The organism is Brevibacillus sp. NPDC003359 (genome assembly GCF_042878995.1).
Classification (GTDB): Bacteria; Bacillota; Bacilli; order Brevibacillales; family Brevibacillaceae; genus Brevibacillus.
In genome coordinates this window covers 233015-250347 of record NZ_JBIAOR010000003.1, presented here as the reverse complement: position 1 = coordinate 250347, position 17333 = coordinate 233015, and the positions used below count along the sequence as shown (strand labels likewise).

Annotated in this window: 15 protein-coding genes; 2 read left to right on the top strand and 13 right to left on the bottom strand. The window is 47.9% G+C overall.

The genetic code is table 11. From position 1 onward, the window contains the following. Nucleotides 1-3 precede the first annotated feature (3 nt). Nucleotides 4-759 (bottom strand): hypothetical protein, encoded by a 756-nt coding sequence (locus ACFYU8_RS12865; RefSeq protein WP_390299193.1) that lies wholly within the window; start codon nt 757-759, stop codon nt 4-6. Nucleotides 760-844: 85 nt separating this feature from the next. Between ACFYU8_RS12865 and ACFYU8_RS12860 the strand changes: the two genes are divergently transcribed. Then, entirely contained in the window at nt 845-2257 is a 1413-nt protein-coding gene (locus ACFYU8_RS12860) for an RsmB/NOP family class I SAM-dependent RNA methyltransferase (RefSeq protein ID WP_390299190.1), read from the top strand. Between the two features lie 78 nt (nt 2258-2335). On the opposite strand, the gene ACFYU8_RS12855 is transcribed toward ACFYU8_RS12860, so the two are convergent. From ACFYU8_RS12855 to ACFYU8_RS12805, 11 genes are all read right to left on the bottom strand, one after another. Further along, on the bottom strand, nt 2336-2581 hold the full coding sequence (locus tag ACFYU8_RS12855; RefSeq protein ID WP_390299187.1) for a hypothetical protein: 246 nt from the start codon (nt 2579-2581) through the stop codon (nt 2336-2338). A 313-nt stretch (nt 2582-2894) separates the two neighbouring features. Then, nucleotides 2895-4064: a hypothetical protein gene (locus tag ACFYU8_RS12850; RefSeq protein WP_390299184.1), complete on the bottom strand. Its 1170-nt coding sequence runs from the start codon at nt 4062-4064 to the stop codon at nt 2895-2897. A gap of 341 nt (nt 4065-4405) precedes the next feature. After that, nucleotides 4406-5896 (bottom strand): DEAD/DEAH box helicase, encoded by a 1491-nt coding sequence (locus tag ACFYU8_RS12845; RefSeq protein WP_390299181.1) that lies wholly within the window; start codon nt 5894-5896, stop codon nt 4406-4408. A 134-nt stretch (nt 5897-6030) separates the two neighbouring features. Continuing rightward, nucleotides 6031-6456: a GNAT family N-acetyltransferase gene (locus ACFYU8_RS12840; RefSeq protein ID WP_390299178.1), complete on the bottom strand. Its 426-nt coding sequence runs from the start codon at nt 6454-6456 to the stop codon at nt 6031-6033. A gap of 56 nt (nt 6457-6512) precedes the next feature. Continuing rightward, on the bottom strand, nt 6513-7589 hold the full coding sequence (locus ACFYU8_RS12835) for a M42 family metallopeptidase (RefSeq protein ID WP_390299175.1): 1077 nt from the start codon (nt 7587-7589) through the stop codon (nt 6513-6515). A gap of 141 nt (nt 7590-7730) precedes the next feature. Next, a complete protein-coding gene (locus ACFYU8_RS12830; RefSeq protein WP_390299172.1) occupies nt 7731-9032 on the bottom strand; it encodes an MFS transporter in 1302 nt (433 codons plus the stop codon). Nucleotides 9033-9107: 75 nt separating this feature from the next. After that, nucleotides 9108-9710 carry a TetR/AcrR family transcriptional regulator gene (locus ACFYU8_RS12825; RefSeq protein ID WP_390299169.1) on the bottom strand — a complete coding sequence of 201 codons (603 nt, stop codon included), beginning with the start codon at nt 9708-9710 and terminating at the stop codon, nt 9108-9110. A gap of 150 nt (nt 9711-9860) precedes the next feature. Further along, nucleotides 9861-11297 (bottom strand): dipeptidase PepV, encoded by a 1437-nt coding sequence (gene pepV / locus ACFYU8_RS12820; protein WP_390299166.1) that lies wholly within the window; start codon nt 11295-11297, stop codon nt 9861-9863. Beyond that, the gene (locus ACFYU8_RS12815) at nt 11284-12015 is read right to left on the bottom strand and encodes a GTP pyrophosphokinase (RefSeq protein ID WP_390299163.1); all 732 of its coding nucleotides are present in this window, start codon (nt 12013-12015) and stop codon (nt 11284-11286) included. The genes pepV and ACFYU8_RS12815 overlap by 14 nt, the downstream gene beginning before the upstream one ends. Nucleotides 12016-12147: 132 nt before the next feature. Continuing rightward, nucleotides 12148-14229 carry a methyl-accepting chemotaxis protein gene (locus ACFYU8_RS12810; RefSeq protein ID WP_390299160.1) on the bottom strand — a complete coding sequence of 694 codons (2082 nt, stop codon included), beginning with the start codon at nt 14227-14229 and terminating at the stop codon, nt 12148-12150. 122 nt (nt 14230-14351) lie between these two features. Continuing rightward, the gene (locus ACFYU8_RS12805; RefSeq protein ID WP_007722846.1) at nt 14352-14825 is read right to left on the bottom strand and encodes an N-acetyltransferase; all 474 of its coding nucleotides are present in this window, start codon (nt 14823-14825) and stop codon (nt 14352-14354) included. Nucleotides 14826-15025: 200 nt separating this feature from the next. On the opposite strand from ACFYU8_RS12805, the gene ACFYU8_RS12800 reads away from it, so the two are divergent. Then, entirely contained in the window at nt 15026-15619 is a 594-nt protein-coding gene (locus tag ACFYU8_RS12800) for a TetR/AcrR family transcriptional regulator (RefSeq protein ID WP_047071619.1), read from the top strand. 35 nt (nt 15620-15654) lie between these two features. Here ACFYU8_RS12800 and ACFYU8_RS12795 read toward each other — a convergent pair whose 3' ends face one another. Then, entirely contained in the window at nt 15655-17331 is a 1677-nt protein-coding gene (locus ACFYU8_RS12795; protein ID WP_390299157.1) for a peptide ABC transporter substrate-binding protein, read from the bottom strand. Nucleotides 17332-17333: the final 2 nt, after the last annotated feature.

The window sequence follows — 17333 nt, the reverse complement described above, 5'->3', positions numbered from 1 at the left end:
CCATCAATTGTCACCTCGGCGACTATATACGCGGGACTCGATTATTCCCGGATGTTGTTTCGCCAAGCTCAGCAAGTTTTCCAAGAAATAATAGTGACCCTCCAAGAGCTCCACGTCTTTGCGCTCAAACTGCTTCACCTGCAAATACTGCTGCATTTCCAAAGCATAGCGCTCCAGTTTATCGTGAAAATCGTTGGCACGAAGCATTTGCTCCACTTCTGGATATTCTGTTTTCAGGCGACTCAGTTCGCTGTATACACGCCCACCCTCCAGAATCATCTGGTAGGCCGTTCGCTCGAGCGTAGCTGTCGTAGCTGCCTCCAGCTCCTCACGCTCCTCGCGCAAAGCTGCCAAGTACGTGATAAAATGGTAGACAGTTAAAAACAATGGTCCTAAAAATAGAATGATCCCTGCCTTGTACACATGCTGATTGGACAAATTGCTGATGAGCAGGAACAAGTGAAACAAGATCGCACCTAACCATACATAGATGATGATTTGGTGATTGATCTTCCCTGCCTTTTGATGGCGGGAAAAGGCAAAGGTTAGTCCGAGCAGATAAAAGGCAAGTAACGTAAAGCTGGCAGAAAACAAAGCCATCTCCATATCGATCAGCCAATCTGCGTCGGCGGGTATTTCGATAAAGAATTCAAAAGCGAGCACCAGCAGTGAGAACAGCAACCCCATGATCCAAAACCGGCTTACTTCCGAGTCATTCCTCCGCCGGGAGCGGTAGCGTTTTGCACGGGATCCTTCCATAATGCTCTCACCTCATTCTCTATGATTCGCCATGATTCTATCTTTTCCTTTCACATGGGGCCAAAATCTGACATCGGAGGCTGTTATGACAAAAAATTTTCCAACACCATTTACCGAGCGCATGAAAACCTTGCTCGAGCACGATTATGAGGCATTCGTCTCCTCGTATGATCAACCTGTGACACACAGCTTGCGGGTCAATCCGTTGAAAGTAGGTCGTGACGATTTCTTGAAAATCTCGCCGTTTGCTCTGGAAGTAGTCCCTTGGTGCGAAAATGGTTTTCGCTACAAAGAGCCAGACCGTCCCGGCAAGCATCCTTTTCACGCGGCTGGATTGTACTATTTGCAGGAGCCAAGCGCAATGTCCGCTGCCGAAGCACTCGGCGCACAACCTGGTGAACGAATCCTCGACCTGTGTGCAGCGCCAGGAGGGAAATCGACGCATCTTGCAGCGTTTTTGCATGGACAAGGAATGCTTGTGGCAAACGAAATCCATCCTGTTCGGGCAAAAGCCTTGTCAGAAAATCTGGAGCGCTGCGGCGTGACCAATGCCGTCGTGACCAACGAAACGCCTGAACGCTTACAGGAGCGATTTCCCCAATTTTTTGACCGAATTTTAGTAGACGCTCCATGCTCTGGCGAAGGAATGTTCCGCAAGCTACCCGAAGCAATCGATGACTGGAGCCCCGCAAAAGTTACCGATTGCCATCTCATGCAGGGCGATATTCTCGAAGCGGCCGCTGCTATGCTGAAGCCAGGCGGGACTTTGGTCTACTCCACCTGCACATTCGCTCCGTTGGAAAATGAGCAGTCACTGGTTAACTTCCTGGGCCGTCACCCGGAATTTGAGATCGTCTCACTGCCACATGCAGATTTCTTTTCTGCTGGTCAACCAGAGTGGGCCTCACCGCAAAACGAGCAACTCACCCAGACAGCCAGATTGTGGCCGCATCGTTTACAGGGAGAAGGTCATTACCTCGCCAAGCTGCAAAAAAGTGATACGGCTGAAGTTCATGAACCTTCCGGAAAGCGTAAAGAAAAGCGTGCGGCAAAATCGGCTCCGGCAGGTCGAAAAGAGGCTTTGGCAGCCTGGCGCACGTTTGCGTACGAAGCGCTCCCAGCGCTCTCCAAAGCATTCGATGATGAATCGGCTTTTCTTTTGTTCGGCGAGCAACTCTACTACTCACCCGCTTCCGAGCTCGATTGGGACAAGCTCAAGGTCGCGCGTGTCGGTCTGCACCTAGGAACCGTAAAAAAGAACAGATTTGAACCTGGACACGCCTTAGCACTCGCCCTCTCACCTGCGGAGGCAACCCGTGTCGCTTCGTATGGCGCAGACGATCCTGAAATGTTGCGGTACTTAAAGGGAGAAGCGCTCACTCGTGATGGTGAAAGCGGCTGGACGCTGGTTACGGTAGATGGATTCTCCATCGGTTGGGGCAAGCAATCAGAGGGGCAACTCAAAAATCATTATCCAAAGGGTCTACGCTGGTTATAGGTTTCCATCAAAAATAAAAAAGCTCACAAAGCTACACGAAATGCATTCGTGACTGCTTGTGGGCTTTTCTCTTTTTTCTTATGATCGCCCTCTGCGGGACGGACTGTCTACTACGGTCAAAGAACCATTTCTTATGTAACGCAATATTTTTGAAACAGATATTCCTGTTGCATTGGCAATTTGCATCGCATTCGAATTCGGATAAGTTCTCACGTAATTGCGAATCATCTGGTAGTCTTGTATTTCGTTTTCTCCGCAAACCTGGCAACTGTACTCTCCCCGGCCCATCGGACTGCCGCATTTCAAGCACGTATCCGTCGTCATCACTGGTTCTCCTCACACCCTGTACTATGGTACTTTCACAAGAAAGGGTTCTATCTTCCTATCTATTACCCAAATCACATGGGAGGAAAACACTATTTTTCATTGCCAATCTTATTCAATTAAAATTCGATGCAGCCATTCCAAACTCCTTTAATCGGTCTGTATGGCGACATCAGACAGCTTTTTGTAGAAGGACAATCGCAAACCCAATCAGAAAGGCACCACTGAGCCCATGAAAAACGTTGGGCCAACCTGGACGAAAAAAGCTTATTCCTCCTCCTGATCGAAGTGGGAATAAGCCTTTTTCGGAGCCTTACTGCTCTTCTTTATTCAAGTTCGCAATCTTTGCCCCTTGCTCCAGAAGAGCTTCATATCCATATTTGCTCTTGATTCTCTCTATTTCTTTTTCCACGCTAGCACGATCCTGTATGTTGAAATAGGCTTTCACTATTTCATAGGGTGTTTGGCCCGGTTTCTGTGGGTGATCCTCAATCGCTGCTTTCCAAGGAATAGCGGCTTTGTCCATCAACAGCTCAAGGGCAGAACCAGTCTCATACCGAATATTTCTTACCAAATAACGTGGGGACACTTGACCATTGGCAATCACATCAAATGCATGCATAAACGTAACGTGAAAAGGCTCCTCTTTCGTCGCAAGAACGGTCAGCTTTCCACCTGTAAGCTCGCTGTAACGATACTCGATATAGCGGGCTGATCCCTCAATTGCCTCTGTCTTGGTTTCCCCTACCAGTTGGGGCCATTTCTGATAACGATAGCTGCGCACGATCGCCCAATCACGCAAGTGCTGTTTGATGGTTTCGGTATCATTCACAGCCATTGCCTGATCCAGCAGCTTGAATTCGAGTCCCATCAAGGCGTAATTTTCTTCTGTAACTGGGTAGTTATCAATGAATTCTGCCCCATCAGCATCATAGGTCCATTTTTTTTGTTTGAAGATGTGAAACGATTCATGCAGCAAAAAGGATGAAAAATCAAAATACAGCTCAGGGTCGCTAAACATTTTGGGATGATACTTGTAATACATGGCTTCGGTGTCATCCATCTCAAGAGTCGCAAAGTTAAAGGGCATCCAAGCAGAAATCGTGGACGGATCAAAACGGCTGACACGATACACCTTAGGCAAACCGAATGACTCCGGTACTTTGATTTCTGTTGCAAAGATACTGTTTTCGAATTGCTTCACATTTACTGCAAAGGCTTCTTTTCGGAAAAACCCTCTATCTTTATTCGTGTGCACAAGCAGGAGCGGTAAGGTTCGAAAATCATACTCCTCATTCCAAAGCTGATCCGGGGATTGCTCAAAATGCTTATAAATCGTCGACAACTCGGTTAACATCTGTTTGTCCGTTTCATTTAGCGCCTCAAATTCAGTTTGAACCGTTTTGTTCATCACGATGAAAACCAAAACCAATCCTACGATTGCCACAAGAGAAACGAGAGCAATTTTATTTCTTTTTTTCATGATTCATCCTTACTTTAAAAAAGTTTTGTTTTACGAAACAATACACAACAATCTACCACAGTGTATGTATACATTTCAACGTAACACCGTTGTTAGAAAATGGAATGAACTAGCTTGTTCCTCCTTAGCAAACAAGACGGAGTAAGCCCCATTTAATTAATTTTCACTTCCATCCGATTCATAAGCATTTGTCCTATATTTACTTCGGTGAGTTACGTGTCCCATATGATCATATCCGTAAAATCCTACACATTTCATCATTTTTGCAGGGAATGCCCTTCTTTACAAATCAAAAAACTGCCCAGACTCTTTTCAAATCTGGACAGTTTCTCTTAACATCTCTACTTATTTCCACGCGTTTTCCCAGCGGATGAGGATTGATTAAACGGTTTTCCGCCCTTCGCAGAGCGAGCGGCTCCACCTTTTCCCGCTTTTTTAGCATCGGCAGGCTTCGCGGATTTACCCGCTTTACGCGCCGCAATCGCTTCTGCCTTCTTGCGGTTTTTCTCGTACTGCGTTTGCAATTCACCTAGCTCACGCGCGATCTTCTTTTTGTAGCCTGGCTTTACCTTCGTCTTTTTCTTCAAGGCGTCACGTACAGGAGAGAACTCTTTGTCTTTTTCCTTCTGCTGCTCTTTCACCTGTTGCACTCGCAGCTCAACGAAATGAGTTTCCCGTTCTTCTGCGCGCTGACGACGTCCCGCATCCAGATGGCGTCCTGCCTGCATAATTCTTTCTTCGATCGAAGCCTTCGTGGCTTTGGCAAAACGAGCCATCAAGTTTTTCTGACGAGGGGAAATGAGGGAGATCGCTTTTCCTTTTTGTCCCGCACGACCAGTACGTCCGACGCGGTGAATGTAGCTGTCCACGTCATTCGGCAAATCGTAGTTGATGACGTGTGTTACGCCTTCTACATCGAGTCCACGAGCAGCGATATCTGTCGCAATCAAGTATTGAAAACGGATGTCGCGGAATTGCTTCATGAGTTGTTCCCGCTTGTTCTGGGACAAATCGCCGTACAGAGCTTTCGCCGAGAGGCCATTTTCCTGAAGACGGGCTGTCAATTGTTGAACGCGCACTTGCGTATTGGCAAATACAATAGTCAAAAATGGCTGTTCCTGTTCCAGAACATCCACAAGCGCATCTGTTTTATCACTTTGGTTGACCACATAGTAAAATTGCTCAATGCGTTCAACTGTCTTCTGCTTGCCCTCGATTTTGACATGCGGTGGCTGATCCATGAAACGGTGCGCCAGTCTTTTCACCAAATCAGGCATCGTCGCGGAGAACAGCAGTACCTGACGTTGAGAAGGTGTGTGAACGATTACTTGCTCCACGTCCTCCAAGAAGCCCATTTCCATCATCTTATCTGCCTCATCCAGCACGAGTGTGGAGATACGGCCGAAGTGGAGCGATCCGCGCTTCATATGATCCAGCACGCGTCCAGGCGTTCCAACGACAATGTGTACTGTTTCTTTCAGCTTGCTCAGCTGTCTGTCGATATCCGTTCCACCGTGCAAGGAGAGCACGTTCACATTCAGGTGTTTGCCCAGCTTTTCCACTTCTTTTGCAATCTGAATGGAAAGCTCGCGGGTCGGTGTGAGGATCAGCGCTTGAATATCGCGTTTTCCTTCTTGTAATCCATTAAGGATCGGCAGCATGAACGCAGCTGTTTTTCCTGTTCCTGTTTGAGCTTGTCCGATCAGGTCTTTTCCTTCCAAAATAAGAGGAATGGCTTCCTCTTGAATTTGTGTCGGCTCTTTATAATACAGGTCTTGAATCCCTTGCATCAGCTCCGGTCGAAAGCCAAAAGACGCAAACGATTTTGCCATAACTTCCACTTCCTTTCACAAGCGGTCCGATTCGCCACACCATGACTGCATGGACAGTGGATGCGAAAAAACCGGCTCCCGTCAATCAATATTCATCCTAGGCAGGTTGCAGCCCTTGCGAATTCCTATCCTACCTATACTAAAGGAGTCTTTTCGAAAATACAACTAAACCGTTCGACTCCCGGGTATTTTTCTCCGAGGCTCGAGATTACAAAACCTGCTTTCCGATAAAACCCGACTGCTTCTTGGTCGGTTTCCACTTGTATCTTTCTAAGCCCCCCGTTATGGAGCAGTTCACTGATCATTGCTCTGCCGAAGCCCTTACCTCTACAGGTGGATTTGACAGCGATATGCTTGATGACGCCTTCTCCATTCGCCCCAACGATGTACCCCATGATTCCTACTAGCTCCGCTTGCACAAATTTCCCTAAAAGCGTACGTTCATCACTCTCTATGTATTGTGCGAGTTCTCTTTCTATTTTTTCGTTGTCGGGCCACATGCATTCTGCCAGTAGGCGCTTTACCTCATCTCGGTCTCGATATCCTTTTAACTCCATCATCACAAAAACACCCTCTCCATCGCAATGATACATGCATGGAGAGGGTTTCGCCTATCTCATCTATCGAGCAGTTGTTGAACCGTTTCCTTATTGAGCTTCTTGATGACAGCTGTCAGCAGCTGTGCAGCTTGTTCAAAATCGCTTTTGGACATAATCGCATTATGGCTGTGAATATACCGTGTCGCAAAGCCGACGACAATAGATGGGCATCCAATGCCGCTTGTATGGAATTTCGCTGCGTCTGTGCCGCCTCCTGCGAGTGCATCCACCTGGATATTGATGCCGAGCTCCTCTGCTGTGTCGAATACGAGATCACGCAATCCGGTATGCGGAATCATCGTAGCGTCGAATAACATGACGAGGGGGCCGTCCCCCACATTGCAGGTCATCGGATACGATTCATTTCCAGGGGTGTCATATGCGAGTCCAACATCGACAGCAAAAGCAATATCGGGTTCAACCAGCCTCGCTACTGTACCAGCACCGCGAGTGCCTACCTCTTCCTGCACGGTTGCACCGGCGTATACCACATTCGGATGCTCTTCCGTCTGCAATCGTTTCAACACCTCGATGGCGAGCGCACACCCTGCGCGATTATCGAGAGCCTTCGCGACCCACAGCTCGCCGTCGCGCATTGTCGCAAATTCACTATCTGGGACAATCCAATCACCAGGGCGAACACCCATTTCCTTTGCATCCGCTTCGTCCTTCGCCCCGATATCAATGTACAAATCCTTGAGCTTCATGACTTTTTCCCGCTCTTCTTTTTCCAGAGCGTGTGGTGCCTTCGAACCAATGAGCCCCAGATACTCTCCTTTGCGTGTCTTAACCTTCACGCGCTGTGAGAGGATATTGTGCGTCCACCATCCGCCAAGCTGGATAAAACGCAAGTACCCTTTTGGCGTGATATGTGTCACCATAAAACCTACTTCATCCAAATGTCCGGCGAGCAAAATTTTCGGACCGTTTTCTGCACCCGTCTTCTTCCCGAGTACCCCACCCAGCCGATCTTTTACCAATTGGTCGCTTAGAGGCTGTAAGTACTCTTCCATCTTCACCCTGACTTCGCGCTCGTGCCCAGGCACTCCGTCCGCTTCCGTCAAATCCTTGATCAATTTCGTGAGATCGTCCATTATTTATCTCCTTTTCGCTACTGACTTGTTCCCTTTATGCCTTCGAGAAACCGCTTACAAAATCCTTTCATTTCCAAATTGCCTACACCCTATTTGTTATTGTTTCCCCAACCCATGTTCCGAATGCGCTAGAGTAATCCGTCATGCTGTCGCATTTAATTTGGTGCCCTTCGTAGCAGCTTCTTGTTCTTGTCCGAGTTTTTTCGTGATCCGATGAAATAGTACGAGACAAATCAGTCCCAACCCTGCAAAAATCCCGGTGATCGCAACGTTGGGAACCCACGCACTTGCCAGAATAAACACACCTGCACTGCTGACCCCTACGATGCTAAACAGCGAATGTACAGCCATATACGTGCTCCGCGCATGATCTGGCACCATATTGGCGAGTAACGCTTGTTTTACCGGAATGTGCATCACTTCACCCAGGGTCGCGAAGAACATAGCAATGAGCAAAACAGCGGGAGAGCTGCTGAAGCTAATCCATGCATACCCGCAAAAGAACAGGCTCAAGCCTGACAGGAGCATCACTCTATCCTTGCCTTTCTTCATCACATAAGAGACTAGAACAGTCAAGCAAACCACCAACAACGTATTTTCTGTTTTTAATAAACCTAACAAGTTCATCCCATCCACTTGAAAGGCAAGAAACGAAAAAAGCTGCTCAGGCTCCGGAATTTCTTTCACTAATCGTAGGCCAATGACATTGGTCAATTGCTCCTCTACAGCTATAATGAGCAGATTCGCTATGGTAAACAGCAGAAAAATCCGATGCTTCAGCACTTCTTTATAGGCTCCCATGACATCTGTAATAAAACTCGAAGCTTTTTGTCTTTGTTTGTGAGAAGCCGAGTGTGCAAGTTTTTCTGGCACATACGTCTCCTTGATAAACAAGATCGTAATGGCGAGCGAAATCGCAATGCTTACAGCCACACCGAGAAATAAAGCAAAATAATGCTTGTCGAACAAAAAAGCACCCACCAATCCCCCTATGGCTACCGCCAGATTATTCAGCCAATAGGAAGCAGTAAAAATCGCTCGCCTGTTCTCGGGAAGACTCACATCAATAATGAGTGCTTGGTAAGCAGGACCCGACGCCCCCAAACAAAAGTTATTGAACAGAAACAAAATAAATGTCACATAGGGCAGCTGAATCCAGGGAGAGTTGACGGAGGCCACACCAAGAAAACTGAGGAAAATGACCGCCTCACATACAACGATGACTTTTTTTCGCCCGATCCTGTCCGCCACATATCCCCCTGCAAAAGAGCCTGCGACACTCGCTGCCATCACGCCTAGAAACATAAAGCCCGTTACAACCGTCCCCAATTGCTTGGAGAAAAAAACAATCAAGTACGGGGTAACAGTCATGCTCGCCATGGTCGTCAAAAATTGTAACATCAGCCTGATCTGGATGTTGCTGTCGAACTTCCAAAAACTCATCGTGACCACTCCTCTTTCTTTTAACGATTGATTAATCAATCATTTATATTCCAAAAAAAAGACCGATGGAGAATGCTAGCGATTCTTCGGTCCAAATAGCTGCATGGCAAACGGAACGAATTTTTCCCACATGTTGCTTTGTGGCTCATCCGTCAAATTCACACGCAGACCAATTAACAGACTCATGTACGCTGTCGCCACGTATTTGGGATCTTGGACATGCAAGAGTCCTTTCTCTTGTCCATTGATCAAGAGCTCGGCAATTTTCGTACGAAAGGTGTTGTGAAACGCATCTAGCTCGGCAAAAGAATGGGCAAAACGATTGTAGTAGCCGACTACTTGTACAACCAGTCGCAAGTACGAATCGAACGCGGCGAAGATCTTGATGTGATTCGTCACCATTCTCTCTAATTCCAGTAATGGCTCAGATGCTTGGGGATCAAAGTCAAGCAGCTTGACGGAATGCTCTTGCAATGGCTCGGTGACGGCAGCATGAAAGAGCTGATCCTTATTTTCAAAGTAGGTGAAAACACTGCCAAAGCTCACTCCCGATGCCTTCGCGACTTTTGCAATCGTGGTATCGTCATAGCCGCGCTCGGCAAACAGGAGAATTGCCTGCTGGAGAATCGTTTCCCGCTTCTGCTTCATTTTTAGCACTTGTTCTTCTGAAAGTGGCATGCTGTACAGGCTCCTTTCCTATGAATGATTAATCGATCAATCGTTACTTGCATTATAGAACTGACTTCCAGCATTTGCAAAGATTTTTGTCTCTCTTGATTTCCGCAAAAATAAAAACGGCTGGCACTTGTGTCCAGCCGCTTGCTATTCCTACTTCGCTAATTCATAGATCGCTTGTGCGTAAATCGCCGTCGCTTTGATCAGATCGTCCACGAAAATATATTCATCTCGCTGGTGGGCACTGTCAGGACGACCTGGGAAAAGCGGTCCGAATGCTACCCCCACATCCAACGATCGGCCGTAGGTAGCACCGCCAATTGCGATGATACCAGCTTCCTCGCCCGTTTGTTCCGTATACACGCGTTGCAGTGTCGTCACCAACGGGTGATTCGGGTCGACGCGGTGCGGTGTCAGATGCTCAGCCACTTCGAGCGTAAATGCGCCTTCACTGAATCGTTCAGCAAGAACGGCCGACCATTTTTCGAAGGCAACAGAATGTGGGTAACGGATATTCAGACGGAAAAGCGCATCCTGCTTTTCGTCATACTCGATCACACCTGTGTTTAGTGTGAGCGCACCCATTTCTTCATCATCATGCGCAATGCCAAGTGCTTCACCGTAATGCTGCTTGTGCAAATAACGATCAGCCAAGCTTACAAAGACAGCTCCGCGTTCATCCAAGGACAAGGTGTGCAAAAAGTGAATGAGCTCGGTACCCGCGTTGACGCCTTTACTCGGGTCCATTCCGTGAACCGAGACGCCCTCCATGTGCAGCACCACGAGACCGTCCTGCTCCTCCACCTTGCCTTTCAAGCCAGTCACTTCCAAGTGTTGGCGATAACTTTGTGTAATCGCCTCACTATTCAAGCCGATTGGCGTAAGCGTTGCTACAGCCTTGTCTGGAACCATGTTCATCCGCAAGCCTGCCTGTAAGGAAACGAGCTTTGCCTGCAAATTTTCCGCAGCAGGTATTCCGAGGCTTTGGAAGGCTGCAAGCGTCTGGCGCAGTGACAGATCGGTCAAACCTTTTTCCGCATAGATCAACGGGAAGTCTGCATCTGGCGTAAAACCCATCGTCGGCATTTCTTCCGTTTCAAAATACGTGTTCACACACTGCCAGCTCGATTCTTCATCCGTACCGAAAATAAAGCGCACGCGCTTCGACAGCGGCAAACCAAGTTCCATCACGATCTTCGCTGCGAAAATAGCCGCCATCGTCGGTCCCTTGTCATCAATTGCTCCACGGGCCACCATGCGTCCATCTACGATTTCTGCTGCATACGGTGGCGTACTCCAGCCATCGCCTTCCGGTACCACATCGACATGGCTCAGAATTCCGATCAATTCCTCGCCTTGCCCGAATTCAGCGTGCCCTGCATATCCGCGGACGTCTTTGGTTGTCATGCCTGCTTTTTCACACACGCCTAGCGCAAAGTCAAGCGCTTGCCGAATCCCTTCTCCAAATGGAGCCCCTTCCCGTGCTGTCTCGGGATCCAATACGCTTTTCATTTGCAAAAATTGTTGCGTCGTCGCAATCAGTTCTTCCTTGCGTTTATTTGTTTCTTCCAGCCAATTAACGCTTGTCATCCTCTTCTCCAGTCCTCTCATTCATACTTCCTTCGTCCATTGCCGCATCGACGTCGAGATCCAGCTCAACCAGCGATAATAACGACTCCATTGGCACTTCTTTTTTCGTAAATTCTGCTTGGGCGTCTTTAATTTCGTCCCGGATGTTGTTCATTTCGCTATCCAGCTTGTAGGACGCCTTGGCAGCCTCGAACAACCTCTGCCGTATATCGGATGGGATAATTCCCTCGTATTTGTAATTCAGCGAGTGCTCAATCGTCGCCCAAAAATTCATTCCCAATGTGCGAATCTGAATTTCTACAGGAATGGTCACTTGCCCACCCGCCATCATGATCGGGTACTCCACAGCAAGGTGATAGCCACGATATCCGCTTTCTTTTGGGGTAGAGACATAATCCTTCTCCAAATACACACGCATGTCTCCGCGGTTGCGGATCATCTCTACGACTGCAGGTATATCATCAATAAACTGGCAAATGACGCGGATGCCCGCGATATCGCGAATTTCCCAGCAGATATTCTCATCAATCGGAAACTGCAAGCGGTTTGCCTTGTTGTAAATACTCGGGATCGATTTGACCCTGCCCACTGCAAACTCAATCGGTGAATGCTCCTTGCGTTTGCGTAGCTCGTTACGGATATTTTTAATTTTGACTTTGATTTCTTCTACAGCTTGTTCGAACGGTAGCAGATATAGTTCCCAATCTAGTTTGTGCACGCTTACGTCCCTCCGGCTTGAAACTCTCCATCGTCCTTATCATTCAACATTTTGTGTGAGATATCCTTCCAAAATACAAAAAGAGACGGGAGAAAAGGCAGTTGTAACTGGCTTCTCTCCGTCCCTTTTTTCTTAATTTTCACGCGAAACAAAGGTTGCAAGTGAGCTCCTCAGCTCTTCTGCTAAAATGGCCAGCTGATTCGCAGCATCTGCTATGAGCTCCATCGCTGCACTCTGCTCTTCTACCGCAGCCGAGATGCTTTGAACACCGGCAGCCGCTTGCATCGATGCCGACGATACTTCACCAGCGACGACGGCTACCTGCTGGGCATCGGGCGCCATACGCTTGAAGGCTTCACTGACGCCATTGATTTCTTGCGATACCCCGAGGATGTTTTCCTCGATGTGCTGGAACATCTCTTGCGATTGGTGTGCTGTCTTCATACCACGGGCTGTCGTTTGGGCACCCTCTTCCATCCTGGCGACTGCTTCCTTCGTATCCTTTTGTACGTCTCCAATCATGCCGACGATCTGCTGGGCAGCGCTGTTAGTATCTTCCGCCAGCTTGCGTACTTCTCCTGCGACGACTGCAAATCCTTTGCCATGCTCTCCTGCTCTGGCCGCTTCGATCGCTGCATTCAAGGCTAGCAGATTCGTCTGTCGGGCAATCTCTGTAATGACAGAGATAATTCTCGAAATGTCCTTCGAGCGCCCTTCCAATACATGAATGACATCCGTTGCGGCTTCTACCGAACGATTGATTTCGTCCATGCTGTCCATCACATCTGCGATCGCGCGTCTTCCAGCGTGTGCATGCTGCTTCATTTCTTCCGCAGATAGTGTCACCCGCTCTACATTTTCCGTTACAACCGCCACATCCTTCGTCAAATCAACTGCCAGATTCAAGGTTTGTCCCATTTTTTCTACCTGGCTGTCAGTAGAGGCGGCCACTTGATCGACGACGAGGACAATTTGCTGGCTGGAAGCGGCAATCTCACTGGTGTTTCCCTGAATATTTCGCACTGCTCCGGAAACGGAAGCGGCTGCCTGCTGAATCTGAAACAAAATTTTACGCAGTTGCTTCTGCATCGTGACGAGCGACCCTGCCAGCTCACCCAGTTCATCTTTTCGTTTCAACAGCTTATCAGGAATCTCACGCGAAAAATCCCCATGTCCGATTCGATCTGCGACGGCAAGCATGCCACGAAAGGAGCGGCGAAGCCAGTTTGCTGTAAATAACGAGATGATGACGATTAGCAAGAGAACAGCACCATTAAAGGCAATCATAGCATCCCGAATGCGGGTCGGGCCCTCCAGGATTTCGGTCATATCCATCTCGGCCAAAATCGCCCACGTCTTCTTCCCCACTTTGACCTGATCATAGGACACGAGTACTTGCTGTCCTAAGTAATCGACGCTTTCGACTGTTCCTTCAAATTGTTGGGTGAGTAAGACTTGATCGACGATGGGCGTATCTACTTTTTGCTGTAGCAGCGTATTTGGCCCACTGCCAAGTTGCGACCGCATCAGCTTGTCCGGACCACCAACCAAGTAAATCTTCCCGGTGTCCCCCAGCCCTTCTCGTTGGTTGAATATTCTAGAAATATACTCCATGGATACTTCTACGGCTATTTGCCCAATGATGTAGCCTCGCTCGTAGATTGGCGCTGCAATGTATACCCCTGGCGCCGCTCCAGATGGTTCGTATTTTCCGAGATCTGACATTTCTGCGCTTTGGGTTTTCTTGACTTGCTGTACAGTCTGACCAAGTATAGAGCCAGCGTGTGGGCCTGTCAGGAGATTGGTTCCAAAATCCGCCTGCGGCTTTGTCTCATACACGATGTCCCCTTGTGCATTCAACAGATAGGCATTCACGAAGCCGTAGCGAGCGACCTCCATCTTCAATTCGTTCGTATACCGCGCTTGCACTTCTTCATACGTAGGCGATTCTCGTCCTTGCCGCCACACATCCTCAAACGAAGAAAGGGCAGACATTACTGTTCCCGATGCAGCCAACGTGTCCACGTTCCTGGCTCGCTCGCGAAAGTAATTTTCCACCTGTTCCTTGTTGCTATGACGAAGCGCTTCCAGTGTAGCGGCACTTCCGTTCAACAATTCCTGCTTGGATTCTTGATAAGCAAACACTCCCGCTGCCGTCAGCGGTACACTTCCTGCCAGTAGTAGTACGAGCAGTATACGAGCGCCTAATTTCATGGAAAAGCCCCCCATTTTTTCCAATCTCTTTTTCTGATATAATTATAGAATATTATTTATATTTCTACTATTCATATGAATATAGTACCAGAAAAGAAAAAAGGAAGGCTAGACCAATTGTATTAGGCCGTCTCGAAAATCATAGCAATTTCGTCGCACATCGGCAGCTTGGAGCAATTAATACAATCCTTCCAAGCTTTTTGCGGCAGCGTTTCCTTGGCAACCACCCAAAACCCGCACTTTTCAAAAAACACTTGTTGATAGGTCAGCGCCAAGACACGCTTAATTCCCAAAAGACGGCATTGCTCAACCAAATGAAGAACCAGGTGTTTCCCAACGCCCATTCCCTTCGCTTTTTCCGAGATAGCCAAGGAGCGGATCTCAGCCAGATCCTCCCACAAAATATGTAGGCCTGCGACACCTACGACCGAATCTCCATCATGAGCGACAATAAAGGATTGCAAGTTTTCTAAGAATGACAGCTTCGTACGTGGCAGCATCAAGCCTTGTTGTGCATATTCATTAACAATCTCTAACATGGCATCCACGTCTTTCATCGTAGCCTGACGTACTGCCAATGCCTTTGCAACACCCATTTTACTCTCCTCCACCCCATGCATTTCGAGCCTGGTATGATTTAATATTTATTCATTATAGTATATAAATATACATTCGACCTTCGCAGAAGTCTATCCTTTTTTCACCTAATTTATGCTTAATTGTATGAACAATTCTTTTGTTAGGTAACGGTTGTGTTATAATCAAGCGTACGAGTTCATAGGGAGGTGCTACATACTTGACGACGAGACGGGAACGAAAAAAACGCGAAACCCGCGAAAAAATCTTCAATGCTGCCATCAAGCTCTTCAAAACGCACGGCTTTGAAGCAACCACGATCGACATGATTTCCGAAGAAGCGGATGTTGCACGCGGTACGATCTTTCTACATTTCACTTCAAAGGAAGCCATTCTCGCTAATTGGGGATATGAGCGTCTGCATGAAATCGAGGAGCGTCGGGAAGAGTGGGATTATGGTAACGACTGCAAGTCGAAGGTGCTGCGGATCTACAAGATCATGAATGAAGTCACCATCACCAATTTCGATTTCATCAAAGTCGTCGTGGAATCCTCGATGAAACATCGGAAAGTGCTTGAGAACGAAAAGAACATGTACTTTGAATTGCGTCAACTGTTCGCTGACCTGATTGAAGAAGCGCAAGAAAAGAATCAATTGAAAAGCAAATTCAACCCGCTTGTCGCTGCGAACATGTTGGAAAACATTTACTATAACGCTCTTTATGATTGGGTACGCAGCGAGGGCGCTTGGGCACTCGAAGAAATCATGGAAGAGAAGGTCTCTATCGTATTCGAAGGGCTGGTCGTGGAATAATCCGACTGACCAGCCCTTCGAATGTGACTACTAGATTATTCAAAATAGGCCCATTTGTACTGCGCGTATCCCAAACCTGAAATAACTACACCTTTCAACTTGGGGTTCTGCGCATACACTGTAGACTTAAAGTAAAACGGAATGACTGGCATTTCGTCCACCAACATTCTCTCCGCCTCTTGCAAGATCGCTTTTCGTTTGGCAGCATCCTTCTCCTTGGCAGAAGCCGCCAATAGATCGGCATATTGACGTTTCTCCCAACGAGTATGGTTGTTGCCTTCCTTCGTTCGGAATATTTCCAGGAAGTTGATCGGATCGTTGAAATCCCCCGTCCACCCCATCCGCGCTACTTGGTACTTCCCGTTTTTCACGTTTTCATAGTAGACATTCCATTCCTGATTCTCCAGCTTGACATGCACACCCAAGTTTTTTTGCCACATGTCCTGTACGGCTTGCGCGATTTTGGTCTGTGCCTCCTCCGTATTATAGGACAGTGTAATCGGTGGGAGTTGGTCGACGCTGGCGTACCCTTCTTCCTTCATGCCTTCCGCCAACAGCTGCTTGGCTTTTTCCACATCATTGTCTGTAAACAGGCCTTGCTCGTTCTCAGCAAACATCGTAGGTGGCACTACGGCTGTCGCAACCAATTCCCCTCCCTGTGTGATGTTCTCCACGATGTCTTTTCGGTTGATTGCATATGAAAAGGCTTGGCGAATTTTTTTGTTGTGGAAAGGCTTTTGCTCTGTGTTGAATTCATACCAGTACGTCCCGGCTTTTGGCGTGATCACCAGCAAGCCTTTTTCCTTCAAGGTCGGCATTGCGTCGAGCGGAAGATTGCCAGTCGGAGCACCTGCCCAATCGAGATCGCCGCTCTCTAGCATCGACAGCTCTGTATTCGCGTCATTGATCATATTCATTTCGATTTTGGTCAGCTTGACAGCGTCTGCGTCCCAATAATGCTCGTTTTTCGTAAGCGTCAGCTTGGTTTTATGCTCCCACGTAGTGAGCTTGAACGGTCCATTCGAGGTGTAGGCTGGTCCTGCTTCCTTCGCCCAGTCTGGGTTGTCTTTCACCACTTTGGTATTCAGCGGAAAATAGCTGTAAAAAGCCGTCAACTCCAGAAAAAACGGCGTCGGGTTTTCCAGTTGGACGACCAGTGTCTTGTCATCTGTTGCCTTTACCCCGATCTCTTCGGGCTTCGCCTTACCAGCAAAGGCCACCTCTGCATTTTTTACATAAAACAGCTGATAAGCATACTGGGAACCGTTTTTAGCATCGAGCGCCCATTTCCAAGCGTTTTCAAAATCTTGTGCGGTTACAGGATCGCCATTCGACCATTTCGCATTGTCACGAATCGTGAAGGTGTACGTCAGTAAATCGTCTGATGCCTTGATTTCCTGCGCCATGGCGGGCTGTGGAACGCCCTTGTTGTCAATGCGAGTCAGCCCTTCAAACGTCTGAAAAATAACATTGGATGACCAAACATCGGAAATGAGTCCGGGATGAAGAGAAAGTGGTTCTGTAAAGTTATTCAGTCTGAGTATCTGTTCGGGTTGCTCAGGTACAGATGTAGTCGTAGGTTCTGTCGTTGGTTGAGTGGCAGGCTTTGCTGCTTCCTGTGATTGTCCGCATGCAGCAAGCGCTAAAGCCAAGGCTGCTACGAATACAGCTTTTCTTGTTTTTTGCCACCATCGTTTTGTGGAACTTCGCATGG

Coding starts and splice junctions, on each gene's coding strand:
- ACFYU8_RS12830 (WP_390299172.1), bottom strand. CDS start 9,032: ATGAGTTTTTGGAAGTTCGACAGCAACATCCAGATCAGGCTGATGTTA.
- ACFYU8_RS12850 (WP_390299184.1), bottom strand. CDS start 4,064: ATGAAAAAAAGAAATAAAATTGCTCTCGTTTCTCTTGTGGCAATCGTA.
- ACFYU8_RS12865 (WP_390299193.1), bottom strand. CDS start 759: ATGGAAGGATCCCGTGCAAAACGCTACCGCTCCCGGCGGAGGAATGAC.
- pepV (WP_390299166.1), bottom strand. CDS start 11,297: ATGACAAGCGTTAATTGGCTGGAAGAAACAAATAAACGCAAGGAAGAA.
- ACFYU8_RS12835 (WP_390299175.1), bottom strand. CDS start 7,589: ATGGACGATCTCACGAAATTGATCAAGGATTTGACGGAAGCGGACGGA.
- ACFYU8_RS12860 (WP_390299190.1), top strand. CDS start 845: ATGACAAAAAATTTTCCAACACCATTTACCGAGCGCATGAAAACCTTG.
- ACFYU8_RS12805 (WP_007722846.1), bottom strand. CDS start 14,825: ATGGGTGTTGCAAAGGCATTGGCAGTACGTCAGGCTACGATGAAAGAC.
- ACFYU8_RS12825 (WP_390299169.1), bottom strand. CDS start 9,710: ATGCCACTTTCAGAAGAACAAGTGCTAAAAATGAAGCAGAAGCGGGAA.
- ACFYU8_RS12840 (WP_390299178.1), bottom strand. CDS start 6,456: ATGATGGAGTTAAAAGGATATCGAGACCGAGATGAGGTAAAGCGCCTA.
- ACFYU8_RS12795 (WP_390299157.1), bottom strand. CDS start 17,331: ATGCGAAGTTCCACAAAACGATGGTGGCAAAAAACAAGAAAAGCTGTA.
- ACFYU8_RS12855 (WP_390299187.1), bottom strand. CDS start 2,581: ATGACGACGGATACGTGCTTGAAATGCGGCAGTCCGATGGGCCGGGGA.
- ACFYU8_RS12845 (WP_390299181.1), bottom strand. CDS start 5,896: ATGGCAAAATCGTTTGCGTCTTTTGGCTTTCGACCGGAGCTGATGCAA.
- ACFYU8_RS12810 (WP_390299160.1), bottom strand. CDS start 14,229: ATGAAATTAGGCGCTCGTATACTGCTCGTACTACTACTGGCAGGAAGT.